The sequence below is a fragment of the Calothrix rhizosoleniae SC01 genome, assembly GCF_900185595.1.
In the GTDB taxonomy this organism is placed as follows: Bacteria; Cyanobacteriota; Cyanobacteriia; order Cyanobacteriales; family Nostocaceae; genus Calothrix_A; species Calothrix_A rhizosoleniae.
In genome coordinates this window covers 1-16,184 of record NZ_FYBH01000266.1, presented here as the reverse complement: position 1 = coordinate 16,184, position 16,184 = coordinate 1, and the positions used below count along the sequence as shown (strand labels likewise).

Genomic DNA, 16,184 nt, shown 5'->3' with positions numbered 1-16,184 from the left:
ACAGTGAAGAAGGTCTTAGCGATCTTAGTCAGCAGACTTTAAGTCAAACACGTACACCCGAGGACGAAGCTACCAAGATAGGAAGTTTTATGAGCCTTGACGGAATCAAATGGATGTACACCGAAGGCACGCGCAATCCCGATGGCCTCAACCCAGACGGTTGGCATTTGGATCATGCGATTATAAATGAGCCTCATGTAACTGCGCTGAATCTTGAGTTGCTTTACGATTATCCAAACAACATTCCGCTTTATGCGAATTGGCAGCAATACTTACGCGACACACAACCGCCAATGCTAATTGTTTGGGGTAGAAATGATCCGATCTTTCTTGAACAAGGTGCGGCTGCTTATCAACAAGACGTTAGAGATATTGACTATCATATTTTTGACACTGGGCATTTCCCTTTAGAAGAAGATGCGCCACAAATTATTGAAAAAATGAGAGAGTTTTTAAGGGCGCGTGTGACAACAAATGAAATAAACCCATAGAATAGAATGGGATGGTATACCCGTGACATCTTCAGAATATAAACCATTTTCCCCCGAACCATGCCCTCCAAAATGGATAATATTGGGTCGATAATCTAAAATAGCGCGACAAATATCACGAAGACGTACCGCCAAATCATACCGCAGGTCAAATTTTTCCCGGTTTAACGACCTTTGCAAACCTTCCTGAATATCCCACGTACTTCCTCACCCACCCGTAACTGTTTGGTATGTTTGGGATTTGCTGTCAACACCAAGATTTTCTTCACTGGGGGATTACTGCTTATACTGGGAAAAGTACTGTCAGTTATTCAGTATAAGCCTTCGAGAACATACTGAGAACATCCGGAAAATTAAGCACTTACAGTGGGCGTAACGCGATGGCACAAAGTGCCCGCGCTCTTGCGATGCTCCGCTCTCTCCGCCCAAAGGGCGATCACATCTTTGAGCGCGTTCTAGGCGATAAATCTCCGGTTCGCTTACAACGCGCTCTTGGAGTAAGAAAATTTTAAGAAACGCAGACCTGTTTTTTTAGGAATTAAAGGCTAAAACGCCTGCCTGGATAAGGTTTTTATGAGCTATTACTTACTTCCAAAATTATTGAAAACAAAAAATGCTTGTAGGGCAAGAGTTTTGGGAGGTAATGCCTCCTTCCAAAATTGCCCAGCATTACCTCACTCATTTTTCTCTTTTATTGCTGATGATCGCTTTTATCCCCCTTTTCTTGCAGTCTTTGAATGTGTTTGAGTACGGGAATATATTGTTGAATCATCCAAATTAACACCTCAAGTGTTGATTCACCATCAGATAAGTAGTTACACAAAATTAATTACATAGTTATGACCAAATTCTCTCAGAATATTTTCAACAGATTTCACTAAGTGTTTCCAACTTTAATATGCTGATACTTCCAACAACTCATATTTGATAAAACGCCACAAAATTTCAATCAAATTTAACTGGGGAGAGTAAGTCGTTAAAAAGAAAAATTCTTATTTTTTTTGTTTCCGTTCTGACATTTTGTCATAGAATATATTACTGGTATGAGTCGGAGCATTATCGATAAATATAACAGTTTTTTTGGTAAGATTTTCACAAAATGTATCAATACAAGCTATCACAACTTCACTATTAATTTTACATTCAAATACATATACATCTAAATCATTTTTACGATTCATGAAAACAATGATATTTAATCTTTTACTGGCACTGGTTCTAATTTGAATCTGTTCTCCTTTTTCTTGCCAAGCATATGGTAAATAAGGAGTTAGGCAAAACCCTGTTTCATCCATATATCTTAAATCAATTTCACCTGCATCATCTTTCAGTTTAAGTTTCTCCAATGATTGTTTAGCAGCCTTTTAATCCCCTGATAGCGGCTTTCCCGCTACTTTTTTTCTCACTCTATGCCAACTGAAAATTAAATTTTTTAAAACTCGTTTTATTGTCTCTTTGCAAACTTTAATTCCCATTCTCTTTCAATGCGGCTACGCACCTTTTCTAATTGCTTGTGACTTTGTTTTACCCATAGACATATTTGTGATTTTTGTGATTTCGATAAAGTTGGTTTTCTGCTCCGTCCTTTTTTATCATACAAGCCAATAAGACTTCGTTCTTCCCAAGAAACTAACCAGTTATGAATTGTTTTACGACTTACTCCTAAAATCTTCGTTATATCTTTCATCGAGTAGCCTTCAAAACTTAACAAAAGGCAGTAAGCTCGTTGTCTAACTTGAGTATACTTACTCTATTGATAAATCCTTGTCAGTAAATTTCGAGTTTCCGAACTTAGTCCCTGAATATATCGCATTTTTTCTGTTATGTAGATTCACCCTTGGAATCTATATATTTTATTTTAAGTGAATATGTAAATAATTTTGTTTGATTACTTGTAACAACCTGGCTAATCTCTACAACTCCCAAGGATGGTACTCAGAAGCCTAACCTCTGTATCAAAAGGCTTTAGCAATTTGTGAGCAAAGGTTAGGGACAGAAAAGCCCAGTGCGTAAGGGTTGTTGCTGCCATCACCTTCTTCCCCGGTTCGTCAGCTTCTCTCTCGCAAGATTGTTGCGAGCCATTACCCCTAGGCGTAAATATACAAAACCTAGCCTAGTTGGTTTTACCGTTCTAGAAAAAAATGGGCGAACCGTGCGTTATTACTTATAACTTGCGTGGTAGCGCTATAATGCCCATTTTAAGGAATACTAGGAGAGTGTTTTGACTGCTCCCCTGCTGAAGGCGAGGGAATTCTAAAAAGATGCTACACGACGGGTTAAAACCGCTTCCCTTCGCTTCTGATTAGCTGTCACCCAAATATAAATCCGGGTGGGGTGAGTCAAAGCACCCCTACACACTCCACTCAAATCAAGTTCAAGTGTTGCGCTTACCTTGCGGATGATATTGGATGAAATCAAAAAACAAAATATTAAGACCGAGCTCACGGAGAAGCAATAAAGCTGGGGGAAGCACTCCAAAAAGTATTTTTTAGATTCTGTGAAAATTCACACTTGTTTCGGGGAACACTGAACATTGGTGTATCTCACAAGTATATGAGATTAGTGATTTTTCCTCAGGGTAAGTTTACTTGGACTGCTATTAACAGCCATGGGAACCAAAGCGTGGGTTTTAAACGCTGGTTGGTGTTAATAGTAATTTTCGCGTTTACATTTTGCGTATCTATATGTTTGGCTGGGGTGCTATCTGCATCTAGTCATAGCAATGCTTACGTCTGGGATATTCCCGATTGGATGCCTAAACCTCTTGTTCCCCTTGATAACCCCATGAACAAAGAAAAGGTAGAACTGGGTAGACATATATTTTATGAAAAACGTCTTTCTAGCAACGGAGAATTTTCCTGTGCTTCTTGTCATATTCAAGCTAGAGCATTTTCTGAACCCAAGCAAGTTTCAGTAGGAGTTACAGGAGAAAAGCATCCACGTAATTCCATGACTCTTGCAAATGTAGCATATAATTCTGTTCTCACTTGGGCTGATCCAGGGATGAAAAAGCTAGAGGTGCAAGCATTAGTACCAATGTTTGGTGAACATCCTGTAGAGATGGGTTTAAAATGGCGCACTAGAGAAGTTTTGATGACAATGTTGAAACAAGATTCCCATTATCAAAAGATGTTTGCAGAGGCTTTTGGTAAGGGTAAAAATAACATTACTATTCAAAATTTAACAAAATCCCTGGCAGCATTTCAACGTAGTTTGATTTCTGCTAATTCGCCTTATGATCGCTATCGTTATGGTGGAGATAAAAATGCCATTTCTCAGGCTGCAAAAAGAGGAGAAGTTTTATTTAATAGTGAGAAATTACAATGTTTTCAGTGTCATAGTGGTTTCAATTTTAGTGACTCCATTAAACACGAAGGTATAGGAGAGAAAATATTTTTCCACAATACCGGACTTTACAATCTTGATGGTAAAGGAAGTTATCCTGATAATAACACTGGAATCTATAAAATTACTCGTAAGCCCTCGGATATGGGTAAATTCAAAGTGCCAACATTGCGTAATATTGAACTTACTGCTCCTTATATGCATGATGGTAGTATTGCAACATTAGAGGAAGTGATTGACCATTATGCTGCAGGTGGTAGAACTATTGTAACTGGAAAATATGCAGGGGTAGGGAGTAAAAATCCTTTGAAAAGTGAGTTAATTAATGGATTTCAAATTACTCCCCAAGAAAAGCAAGATTTAATCGAGTTTTTGCGAAGTTTGATGGATGAATCTTTTATCCAAAATCCTAGTTTTAGTGACCCCAATACTAATTGACTGACAAAAGTATAGACGAAGGGAGCTGTAGTCCTTGATAGCATGAAGCGCGACACAATGCCTGAAAATATTACTGTGAAACGATTACAGAAATCAAAATGTGCTTTCCTCAGAAATCAGCGAAAAACCTTTTTTTCTCCAAATATCTTAAGATGTACCCCTCCATATTTTCTCGGACTCTCTTTCAAAAATCAAATAGGATTCCTATATTGAATCAGTATTTTCGATGATGCATCAAGATGGAAAATAAACTTTTTCTTTTGTAAAAAAATATTTAAGAGTTTATGTAGTCGTAACGATGTTATTAACACTTGGATATTGCAACAATTAGGAAACTCTCACAAAACTTTGACCTAAAACTTCATTTAAAGGCTAAAACAAATGCAAATTCGTTGGGATTAAAGTTGCATATCGTGTATTAAAAGCCTTTTTCAAGTCAACAATTCAGGGATGTATCTGCTTCAATTTTTTTGATTGATTTTGCTTATTTTACACTCGCAGATACCAAGAGGTAAGATTATGTCTTTGAACTTGTCCGATAACATGACCGATTTCTATTCGGTTGATTTCTTCGTCCAAAATAATTGGGGAAGTGGCTTTCAAGGAGGTTTTTCTTTAAGCAATGATAGTAATTCCAGACTTGATGAATGGGTAATTGAATTTACAGCTGACTTTGAAATTAAAAATATTTGGGGTGCTGAAATTCTTAGTCATGAGGGTGATAACTACGTAATTCGTGGCGCAAGTTGGAATAGAGTAGCACCCGGGGAAGAGGTCACATTTGGCTTTATTGGTGAGAGTGCTGATGGACAAATTGCTCAACCGAATGACCTTCAGCTCAATGGGGAGTTGATTGGTGATGAACCCACTTCACCAGACCCTACACCAGAACCTGTACCCCTTCCAACTGTCTCCATTGGCGATGCCACAGTCACTGAAACTGATGGGGGTTTCACAACAATTAACCTGGAAGTAGAGTTGAGTCAAACAAGCCAGGAAACTGTATCTGTTGAATACGCTACTGCGAATAATACAGCTTTCGGCAATGAAGATTATACTCCAACCACAGGCACCATTACCTTTGCGCCTGGTGAAATCCAAAAGACCATTAGCCTTGCTGTGCTAGGGGACACAACCGACGAGGACAATGAGCGTTTTTGGGTGAACCTAACCCAAGCTACCAATGCCGAAGCAGGTGATATGCAAGGTCAGGTCACCATTCTCGATAACGATTCTCCCGTTGCTTCTGCCAGCGATGATATTACCGTAGAGTTTGATATTCTCAATGATTGGGGTAGTGGCTTTACGGGTAAGATTAGCTTGACAAATGATGGCTCAACTGCGATCGAAGGATGGGAATTAAGTTTTACCACTGGTTTTGATATCCAGCACTCTTGGAATGCCATAGAAAGTTATCAGGGTAATACCTACGAATTCAGTAATTTAAGTTGGAACTCCACAATTGGGGTAGGGCAGACGGTTACTTTTGGTTTCAATGGGTCTGGAGACCCCTATGCAAGCAACTTTATATTTAACGATAATCCTGTTGATAATACTCCAACACCAGCTCCCGAACCAGAGCCTACACCGGAACCTGCTCCACTTCCAACTCTCTCTATCGGTGATGCCAGTATTACAGAAGCCGACACAGGGGTGACTACAATCAATCTGAATGTCGAGTTGAGTGAAATAAGCCAGGAAACCGTATCTGTTCAATATGGAACCAATAATGGTACTGCCATAGCAGGTTCAGACTTCACAGCAGTCACTGGTATTCTCAACTTTGCACCAGATCAGACAAGCCAAACTATCAGTATTTCCATCCAGGGGGATCTTCAGGTTGAGGACAATGAAACGTTCTCGGTTAAGTTATCGAATCCATCTGGAGCCTTATTCTTAGATGATACGGCGACAGTAACAATCCTCAATAATGATACTCCCCCTAGCGATTTGCCTGATTCCTTGATTCCTCCTTCTTCAGGCAACTTTAACTATGGAGAAGCATTACAAAAGTCTTTTCTCTTCTTTGAAGCTCAACGTTCTGGGGATTTAGATGAAAGTAACAAGCGTATTGACTGGCGAGGAGATTCTGCCCTCTCAGATGGTGCTGATGTAGGACGGGATTTGAGTGGTGGATACTATGATGCTGGAGATCATGTAAAGTTTGGTTTACCAATGGCTTATAGCATGACGATGTTAGCCTGGGGTGCCCTTACTTACACAGAGGCTTATGAAACCATGGGGCAATTAGATGAAGTGATGGAAGCTATTCGTTGGGGAACGGATTATTTCCTTAAAGCCCATGTGGTTGAAAATGGAGAGACTCAAGCCTTTTATGCTCAAGTAGGGGATGGTCATGTGGATCATGCTTACTGGGGAGCACCAGAAGATATGTCTATGAACCGACCATCCTTTGCTGTGACTCCTAACAATCCTGGCACAGAGGTGGCAGCAGAAACCGCTGCTGCTTTAGCTGCTGCTTCTATTCTCTTTAGAGAACAAGGTGAGGTGGAATATGCTAATACCCTGTTAACCAATGCACAACAACTTTACGATTTTGCCGATACCTATAGAGGCAAATATTCTGACTCAATTCCCAATGCAGCAAGTTTTTATAACTCCTGGAGTGGGTACCAAGATGAGCTAGCCTGGGGAGCTAGTTGGCTTTATGATGCCACGGGTGATGCAGCTTTCCTGGAAAAAGCTGAATCTACTTACCAGAGTGGGAATTTAAGTTCGGGCTGGACAATTAATTGGGATGACAAGTCCCATGGTGTTGCGGTAAAGTTGGCTCAACAAGCTGGGGACAACAGCTATTCCCAGGATGTGGAAAATTGGCTCAATGCCTGGACTGATGGTCACAGTGGTGTCCAAATTACAAATGGGGGATTACGCTGGATTAGCCAATGGGGGTCTCTGCGCTATGCTGCCAACACAGCATTTGTGGCAGGGGTCTATGCAGACACCGTCAATGATCCTAATGGTAAATATAGTGACTTGGCTGGGACGACAGTGGATTACTTGCTTGGGGATAATCCAAGGGGGTCAAGTTATGTGGTGGGTTTTGGGGAAAATGCACCTGTGAATCCCCATCACCGCTCTTCCCATGGGGGCAATTGGGCTGACTTTAATAGCGTTATTCCCAATAACAATATTCTCTTTGGTGCGCTGGTGGGTGGACCAGCTTCAGCAAATGACTTTGACTATCAGGACGATCGCACTAACTATATCACTAATGAGGTGGCTTTAGACTACAATGCAGCCTTCACGGGTGCTCTTGCCCGTAGTGTCAATGAATACGGTGGTGATCCTCTCACTCATGCTGAGTTAGATGCCCTACCGGGAATTAGTGTACCAAGTGACATTATTGTTCCCTAATGTCGCTTGACATCCTCATCCTGCTAACCGCAAGCGGTGTAGCGGGAGATTCCAAAGATTACTCTTTGAGCTTCCTCTTTCCACGAGTCGGCTTATTTGGACTGATATGAACTCATCCCATGAAATATGTACAAGGATCACCATATCGAACGAGGTCACTTTTTGAGGTAATGCTAGACAAGATTGTTGCAAGTCATTACCCCTAGGCGTAAATATACAAAACCTAGTCTAGTTAGTTTTACTGTTCTAGAAAAAATGGGCAAACCGTGCGTTATTACTTAATTACTTGCGTGGTAGCGCTATAATGCCCATTTTAAGGAATACTAGGAGAGTGTTGTAATTTCAAGATTCAAGAGTTGCTATGAATACATTCTCTTCCTGGTTGCAGCAATTGCGACAATGGTTGCGGACTTTAACAGCCATCTGCTTACTATTTCTTCTGACAACATGGACATTGCCCGCACAAGCAGCCTCCAATATCGATCGCAAACTTGAACAACAGGTATTAGAAATTATCCGCAAAAATCCCCAGATAGTTGTAGAGTCTATACAGATTTACCAACAACAGCAACAACAGAAAATACAAACTAATAGAGAAAGATTTTTACAGGATTTAAAAGCCAATCCCCAAGCCGTAATTGGTAATTCCCCCACCACTGGTTCCCCTACACCGAAAATTTTAGTGATAGAGTTTTCTGACTTTGAATGTCCTTATTGTGGGGAAGCACAGAAAACATTGGATTCTTTAATGGCTAAGTATGGTGACAAAGTGCAATTAGTTTACAAAAACTTCCCTTTAAGCAGCATTCATAAACAAGCCATACCAGCAGCTACAGCAGCCTTAGCAGCACATAAACAGGGTCTATTTTGGGAATATGATGGTGCTTTATTCAATAATCAAGATGACTTGGGTGAAACCTTATATTTAGATATCGCCCAAAAACTGAACTTAGACTTAGAAAAATTCAATCGAGATCGTACAATTGTAGAGAAGGAAGTTGCTAGGGATACGGAATTAGCAACAAACTTGGGACTTTCTGGTACGCCTTTCTTTATCATTCAAAGTGAGAAGGCTTCCGGTGCGGTTCAATTATCTGAATTGCAGAAGATATTGGAAGATATGAAATAATAATTCCATCAGCCAGATTTATTGGATATTTGGCAAACCTAAACTCTCCAATTTTTTCAAAAAGTCGGAGAGTTGAATGATTCACAAATAGGGATAGAATCTAGAAGCCACTACGCGATCGCTATTTTTGATCGCAATATATTTTATTTATAGCTATAGCCAGCCAAGTTAGGACGTTTTTCAGTTGATAGTCCTTTAGTCCAACAATACTGTCATAATCAATATATTTATTTCTATATACTCAGAGAATAAATTATATAAAGCAAAAAGCGCTCGGGAGTGTTGCCGTGTTTCCACCCCAAACGCTTTTTGTTTCACTTGCTCCTCACACACAAATATAAGTTAGCATGATCTTTTTGAAAACGCAAGTGTTTTGTAATTATTTTTTTTGCCACAACCTCAATGGCTGAGAAATAGGGAGTTATGAGGGATTTTACCCGAATGGCACGAAGTTAAGACAAAACCTGGTTAGGGTAGGGTTTAGCGTGTAGTGTTAAGAGATATTCAATTTAGTGCTTGAAAAAAATTCTCTTCTTCTTCATTCCCTACACCCCATACCCCACACCCTACACCCCAAAGCCAGTAACATCAGGGGTTTACGCTTAACAAGAGTGCCATTCGGATTTTACCTTTGTCTCTCCTTCTCCCCTCTCACACTTGTTAATACCTCTGCCAAATACTTATACTCTTCTATGGAATTATAAATCTGAGCCGATATCCGCATCAATAACTTTGGTTTCTCTTGCCAAGGAGTCAGAGGTACTTCAATAGCAAAATGATCAAATAACTGATCATGTATCGATGCAAAATCAAGATTTTCCCAAGATTCTGGCATAGGAATCACCGCCATAGAACCAATCATATTCTCAGGACATGGTGGTAATACCTTCAATGCATCACACAACACCTCTCTTCCCTGACAAACTAATTCATGATTGCGCTGTCTTAACTCATCCCACCCGCCGGATAACAACGAACTCATAAACTTAATTGCTTCTGCTACACATATATAAGCTGTGGGATCATCAGTTCCCATCCAGTCAAATTCCAATTGAAAAGAACTTTTATCTGTACGGGGAGAATTCGCACCATGACTAATTGTTAGGGGACGAATTTCTGACTGCTTATCCCTTACCACATATAAAAATGCAGCTCCTTTAGGCGCACACAACCATTTATGACAATTTCCAGTGTAATAAGTCGCCCCAATTTCTTGTAGATTGAGGGGAATCATTCCCGGTGCGTGGGAACCATCTATCAGGGTATCTACACCACGTAAATTTAATTCCCTGACTAATTCTGGAATGGGTAAAATTAATCCTGTTTGACTGGTTATATGATCCAACAAAACTAGCTTAGTTTTTGCTGATACTCGCTCTAACACTGCTGCTATTACCTGTTGGGGTGATTCCAAGGGAAAGGGAATTTTCGCCACTACTAACCGCGCATCGCTACGACTGACAACAAAATCTAGAGCATTGCGACAAGCATTATATTCGTGGTTGGTTGTCAGTAATTCATCATCTGGGGAGAAATGTAGAGAACGTAACACAGCATTAACCCCTGTTGTCGCATTAGGGACAAATACTAAATCCCGCTCATCAGCACCAATGAAATGAGCCAGTTGGTTTCTAGATTCATTAATTAGTGGTTCCCATTCTCTAATAAAAAAACGAACTGGTTCTGCTTCTAATTTTGACCTGAGCTGCTGTTGCATAGATAGCACAGCTTGGGGACAAGCACCAAATGAACCATGATTGAGAAAGGTTATATTTGGGTCTAATGACCATAATTCTCGGATATTGGGGATTGGAAGTCTAAAGTTATGACCTTCATACTTCATATCTCGCCCCGATGAATTTAGTAAACTCCCCAGGTAGGATTCGAACCTACGACCAATCGGTTAACAGCCGACCGCTCTACCACTGAGCTACTGAGGAATGCAACGATTATTAATCTTAAAGTAAACTACAGAAAATTGCAAGTAATTTCCCAAATTTTTTATTTTTTTTTGTGATTAGTGGCTGAAATGATTTCCTCGAACAGGTTGTGGGGAATGTGGGGAATGTGGGGAGAATGAAGAATTACTAAGCTTTTTACACAAAATTTCTTTCACAATCTGAAATATCAAATCTCAAATAGTATAAATCTAAGATGTGCCAAGCTCCGCTAATATCATCAGGGGATGAAATTGTTCACGGAGACTGACTTGGTGATAATACTAATCTATTTGAACCCCATACGTAATTCAGCTAGACGTTGCCTTGACTTAGGATCGATGGAATTAGCTAAGAATCTTCCCTTAGATTGTTTTAGGGGTTGAGATTTCTTTCTGACTCGGCAAACACTGTCTTGGACTCGATAACATAGCTGTTGTGCAGAGAGCCATTCTGCTCCATAGCCTTGAACTGTGAGTTGCTGTGCTCGGTCAGATGTAGCTACAATGACACGGGAGATTAAAGATTGAGCTATTTCATGTCGAAGGGATGCACAACTCTTTTCAATGTATGTGTCGGCAGTTTGCTCAAATTCCGTATAGTATACCGATACATTGCCGGTAATTATTTGATGATTACTAGAAGTGTTTTGATAATGAGCATCAAATACGATTTTCGTTTGATAATTCTCAAAAGCACTATAACTAATCAAAGCTTCGACTAATTCCCACCGGGCTGCTTCTAATCCCGCAGTATCTCGGGTTTTCTTCAAACAAGACCAAGCGCCAATGATATTGTAGCCGTCCACCAGCAAAACGGCTTGGGAGAGTGAGCGGGACATGGTTCTGAATCACTATTTTCTAGAGTTAACAAAAATCATTCATAATTTTTATAGTAATTCAATCATTCCTTGTAATAGTGTGTTACAAAAATGAAAAAACCCGGATTTCGTGATTTAGGTTCACCTACATAAACTCAAACCCCCTACACATGGTTGTTTGCAGGCTAGGAAATAAAATTAGGAAAAATCCTGTATGCTTGTATCCAAGAAGCTAAAATTATTTATTTACATAGCAGATACTGGGATTTTGCTCTGATATATAGGACACAATCTGTTAAATTTATAGTATCCTGACACAGTAACTACCAAAGGAGCGATCGCTGTTCAAAGATCCTGTTAGAAATCCTCCTATTTTAAGTATTATTGCTCAGCAAACCTGAATGTATCTGTCCGAGATAACACTTGAAACTTAAGTATATATTCCCTTGTAAATTTCTATGTATTATGAAAAAATTATACATTAATTTTTAAAACCCAGTCTATAACAGACATCGCAGTAATACTTAAGTAAAAAAGTCATAATTGAAACTCTTGCCAGGAAGGTTCACATTCCAAAAAAATACAAAATTTCAGATTTGTCTCCAATATAAGCTAACCTAAAATACTCTAATACAGATGATTCGTTTACAGAGCATCCTCTTGCAGGTGCTGCTGAACTTCTTGTTCGTTTCTGGGGAAATGCACCATGTCCTTTGTTCCTTTGCACATTCACAGTGACTATAGTTTGCTAGATGGCGCTAGTCAGCTACCAAATTTAGTCGATAAAGCAATTGAATTGGGTATGGAAGCGATCGCACTTACGGATCATGGTGTAATGTATGGTGCGATCGAATTAATCAAAATTTGCCGCAACAAGAATATTAAGCCAATCATTGGTAATGAGATGTACATTATCAATGGTGATATTACTAAGCAAGAACGTCGCCCTCGCTATCACCAAATTGTCTTAGCTAAGAATACTCAAGGGTATAAAAATTTAGTTAAATTAACTACTACTTCTAACCTCAAAGGTGTACAAGGTAAAGGCATTTTTTCTCGCCCTTGTATTAACAAAGAATTACTCAAGCAATACCATGAAAATTTAATTGTGACTAGTGCTTGTTTGGGTGGAGAAATACCCCAAGCGATTCTGAGTGGTAGAACAGATGCAGCTCGGAAAGTTGCTAAATGGTATAAGGAAGTGTTTGGAGATGACTATTATTTAGAAATTCAGGATCATGGTTCCCAAGAAGATAGAATCGTCAATGTAGAAATCGTCAAAATTGCCAGAGAATTAGATATTAAGTTTATTGCCACCAATGATTCCCATTATATTTCTTGCTTTGATGTAGAAGCCCATGATGCTTTGCTTTGTATTCAAACTGGGAAGTTAATTGTTGAAGATAAAAGGATGCGTTATAGCGGTACGGAATACCTCAAATCGGCTGAAGAAATGAAACAATTATTCCGCGACCATTTAACAGATGATGTCATTGAAGAAGCTATTAATACCACTTTAGAAGTTGCCGATAAAATTGAACCTTACAACATTTTAGGAGAGCCTCGTATTCCTAATTATCCCATTCCTTCCGGTCATACTGCTGATACTTATGTAGAAGAAGTTGCTTGGCAAGGACTTTTAGATAAACTTAATCGTAAATCCCGCAACGAAATCGATTCAGCCTATAAAGAAAGGTTGGAATATGAATTAAAAATGATTCAAAAGATGGGATTTTCTACATACTTTTTAGTAGTTTGGGATTACATCAAATTTGCTCGAGATAATAAAATCCCTGTGGGACCAGGAAGGGGTTCGGCTGCCGGTTCTTTAGTCGCTTATTGTATGGGAATTACTAATATTGACCCCGTACATCATGGGTTACTCTTTGAGCGATTCCTCAATCCTGAACGAAAATCCATGCCTGATATTGATACAGATTTCTGTATTGAACAGCGGGATAAAGTGATTGATTATGTAACTCATCAATACGGGGAAGATAAGGTAGCTCAAATTATTACCTTTAACCGCATGACATCGAAAGCAGTATTAAAAGATGTCGCCAGGGTGTTAAATATTCCCTACGCAGAATCAGATAAAATGGCAAAAATGATTCCTGTATCTAGGGGTAAACCAACTAAGTTAAAAGTGATGATTTCTGATGATACCCCTGAGCCAGAATTTAAACAAAGATATGACAATGAACCCCATGTACGTCATTGGTTAGATATGGCGATTAGGATTGAAGGAACTAACAAAACCTTTGGTGTTCATGCAGCCGGGGTCGTTATTTCCGCCGAACCATTAGATGAAATCGTTCCTCTGCAAAAAAATAATGATGGTTCTGTAATTACTCAATATTATATGGAAGATTTAGATTCCTTGGGATTGTTAAAAATGGATTTCCTGGGGTTAAGAAATCTCACCATGATTCAGAAAACCATTGATTTAATTGAAGCCAGTCAACACTTTACAATCGACCCTTATGAAATTACTGCTCAAGAGAGAAAAGCACAGCGTATATTAGCAGAGGGAAAACACACTAATCTACCAAAAGAAGTACAGAAAACCTATGATTTGCTGGAAGCAGGAGAATTGGAAGGGATATTCCAATTAGAATCTTCGGGGATGAAACAAATTGTCCGGGATTTGAAACCTTCTAATATTGAAGATATCTCTTCCATTTTGGCATTATATCGACCAGGGCCATTAGATGCAGGATTAATTCCTAAGTTTATTAATCGTAAACATGGTAGAGAAGAAATTGCCTACGATGATCAAGTTTTAGAACCAATTTTAGATGAAACCTATGGAATTATGGTCTATCAAGAGCAAATTATGAAAATTGCTCAAGATATGGCTGGCTATTCTTTAGGACAAGCCGATTTGCTGCGTCGAGCTATGGGTAAAAAGAAAGTTGCGGAGATGCAGAAGCAGCGAGAAAAGTTTATTGATGGTTCAGCCAAAAATGGAGTTAACAAGAAAACAGCTGAAGAATTATTTGAGCAAATGTTGAAGTTTGCCGAGTATTGCTTAAGCTATGATACAAAAATTTTGACAGTAGAATATGGCTTAATGCCCATTGGAGAAATTGTCGAGAAAGGTATTGAGTGTCAGGTATACACCGTTAATCGTCATGGTAATGTGTATACCCAACCCATTGTCCAATGGCATCATCGAGGAGAACAAGAAATTTTTGCATATGAGTTAGAAGATGGTTCCACTATTCAAGCTACAAAAGACCATAAATTTATGACTACAACTGGGGAAATGTTACCAATTGATGAAATATTTACCAAAGGATTGGATTTATTGCAAGTCAAAGGTTTGCCAGAATAGTTGCTCCCAAATTAAGTAGGTAGGCGTAAAAAATTATCGTTTGGATAAGGCAGGGGGCAGGGGGGCAGGGAGCAGGGGGAAAAAGAGTTTTAGGCTTATTTACTTTTCTTCACATAGTTTGGTTTTATTGTACCGACTTACTTACCAAATTTGTTTTAAACTTTATGGCAAATGATATTTTCACCACAATGAAACCATTATTTCCGACTTTATTAATTCCAGCGATCGCTTTTTCTGTTTCTATTTCTTTTTCTAGCCCAGCCTTAGCAGCTATTCAAACTCAAGTAGTTGACTATAAACACGGTAATCAGGTTTTACAAGGGTACTTAGCATATGATGATGCCATTAAAGAAAAACGTCCTGGAGTATTAGTAGTTCATGAATGGAATGGATTACAAGATTATGCCAGAAAACGTACCACACAATTAGCTAAACTTGGTTATGTTGCCTTTGCCATAGATATGTATGGTAAAGGGATTCGCCCTCAAAATCCCCAAGAATCAAGCAAGCAAGCCTCTATTTACCGTCAAGATAGAAAATTGATGCGGGAACGCGCTACCGCAGGTTTACAAGTATTACAAAACAATCCTCTAGCTGATGTTAAACGCATCGCTGCCATTGGTTATTGTTTTGGTGGTGGTACGGTATTAGAATTAGCTCGCAGTGGTGCTAATATTGCAGGTGTGGTTAGTTTTCATGGCAATCTTGACACTCCCAACCTCAAGGACGCTAAAAATATCAAAGCTAAAGTTCTAGTCTTGCATGGTGCAATTGATCCATTTGTACCAGAAGAGCAAGTACAAGCATTTCAAGCAGAGATGGAACAAGCCAAGGTAGACTGGCAATTAATCTCCTATGGTGGTGTGGTACATAGTTTTACTAACCCTGCATCAGCCCATAATTCATCTAAGGGAGTTGCTTATAATCAGTTGGCTGATAAGCGTTCTTGGCTAGCAATGAAACAGTTATTTACAGAAATATTTCAGAAAAAATAGCCCACAAATTCTTTATCAGTCGTACAAATTTACAACTTAAAATTATTGGGGCAATATTGAAATTATAGTTTTATCCAAACCAGTGAGATGGCTCACAAGCAGGTTTAACTGTTGCACATAAATGGTGGCTAATCCATTCAGATTTTTCTTTGATGATTGATTGAATTCCTTGATGAATTAAACCTTCAATGTGTATTTGATGCTCTAATGGATTACGAGGTAATTTATCACTCCAATCACAAACATTGTTTGCTTCCCTACTATTGTAAAAGCAAGGAATACGTTTAAAAACATAAGCGATTAAGTCTTGTCGT

At 39.1% G+C, this 16,184-nt stretch carries 11 protein-coding genes, 1 tRNA gene and 1 pseudogene; 6 read left to right on the top strand and 7 right to left on the bottom strand.

What is annotated here, in order from left to right; genetic code table 11:
• The coding region (locus tag CALSC_RS26545; RefSeq protein WP_200817651.1) for an alpha/beta fold hydrolase at positions 1-491 on the top strand (491 nt) is incomplete at its 5' end.
• A gap of 691 nt (positions 492-1,182) precedes the next feature.
• Here CALSC_RS26545 and CALSC_RS27870 read toward each other — a convergent pair.
• The 3 genes and pseudogenes from CALSC_RS27870 to CALSC_RS27495 form a co-directional block, all read right to left on the bottom strand.
• Complete coding sequence (locus tag CALSC_RS27870) at positions 1,183-1,314, bottom strand: hypothetical protein (protein WP_268807217.1); 132 nt, start codon at positions 1,312-1,314, stop codon at positions 1,183-1,185.
• Positions 1,315-1,384: 70 nt separating this feature from the next.
• Positions 1,385-1,786, bottom strand: a pseudogene (locus CALSC_RS27500) (IS630 family transposase).
• A gap of 149 nt (positions 1,787-1,935) precedes the next feature.
• Positions 1,936-2,178: a helix-turn-helix domain-containing protein gene (locus CALSC_RS27495; protein WP_235006808.1), complete on the bottom strand. Its 243-nt coding sequence runs from the start codon at positions 2,176-2,178 to the stop codon at positions 1,936-1,938.
• Positions 2,179-3,044: 866 nt separating this feature from the next.
• On the opposite strand from CALSC_RS27495, the gene CALSC_RS15840 reads away from it, so the two are divergent.
• The 3 genes from CALSC_RS15840 (at position 3,045) to CALSC_RS15830 (ending at position 8,781) form a co-directional block, all read left to right on the top strand.
• Positions 3,045-4,274 carry a methanobactin export MATE transporter MbnM gene (locus tag CALSC_RS15840; protein ID WP_088242286.1) on the top strand — a complete coding sequence of 410 codons (1,230 nt, stop codon included), beginning with the start codon at positions 3,045-3,047 and terminating at the stop codon, positions 4,272-4,274.
• A 519-nt stretch (positions 4,275-4,793) separates the two neighbouring features.
• Entirely contained in the window at positions 4,794-7,652 is a 2,859-nt protein-coding gene (locus tag CALSC_RS15835; protein WP_088242285.1) for a glycoside hydrolase family 9 protein, read from the top strand.
• Positions 7,653-8,013: 361 nt separating this feature from the next.
• Positions 8,014-8,781 carry a DsbA family protein gene (locus tag CALSC_RS15830; RefSeq protein ID WP_088242284.1) on the top strand — a complete coding sequence of 256 codons (768 nt, stop codon included), beginning with the start codon at positions 8,014-8,016 and terminating at the stop codon, positions 8,779-8,781.
• Between the two features lie 625 nt (positions 8,782-9,406).
• Here CALSC_RS15830 and CALSC_RS15825 read toward each other — a convergent pair.
• The 3 genes from CALSC_RS15825 to CALSC_RS15815 form a co-directional block, all read right to left on the bottom strand.
• Entirely contained in the window at positions 9,407-10,624 is a 1,218-nt protein-coding gene (locus CALSC_RS15825) for an aminotransferase class V-fold PLP-dependent enzyme (RefSeq protein ID WP_088242283.1), read from the bottom strand.
• A gap of 25 nt (positions 10,625-10,649) precedes the next feature.
• Positions 10,650-10,721, bottom strand: a tRNA-Asn gene (locus CALSC_RS15820).
• A 286-nt stretch (positions 10,722-11,007) separates the two neighbouring features.
• Positions 11,008-11,559 (bottom strand): NYN domain-containing protein, encoded by a 552-nt coding sequence (locus CALSC_RS15815; RefSeq protein ID WP_088242282.1) that lies wholly within the window; start codon positions 11,557-11,559, stop codon positions 11,008-11,010.
• 685 nt (positions 11,560-12,244) lie between these two features.
• On the opposite strand from CALSC_RS15815, the gene CALSC_RS15810 reads away from it, so the two are divergent.
• Both CALSC_RS15810 and CALSC_RS15805 read left to right on the top strand, forming a co-directional pair.
• Positions 12,245-14,875, top strand: coding sequence for a DNA polymerase III subunit alpha (locus tag CALSC_RS15810; protein WP_088242281.1), 2,631 nt, complete (start codon positions 12,245-12,247; stop codon positions 14,873-14,875).
• A 188-nt stretch (positions 14,876-15,063) separates the two neighbouring features.
• Positions 15,064-15,870 (top strand): dienelactone hydrolase family protein, encoded by an 807-nt coding sequence (locus CALSC_RS15805; protein WP_088242280.1) that lies wholly within the window; start codon positions 15,064-15,066, stop codon positions 15,868-15,870.
• 70 nt (positions 15,871-15,940) lie between these two features.
• Here CALSC_RS15805 and CALSC_RS26540 read toward each other — a convergent pair.
• On the bottom strand, positions 15,941-16,184 hold a 244-nt coding region (locus CALSC_RS26540; protein WP_088242279.1), incomplete at its 5' end, for a hypothetical protein.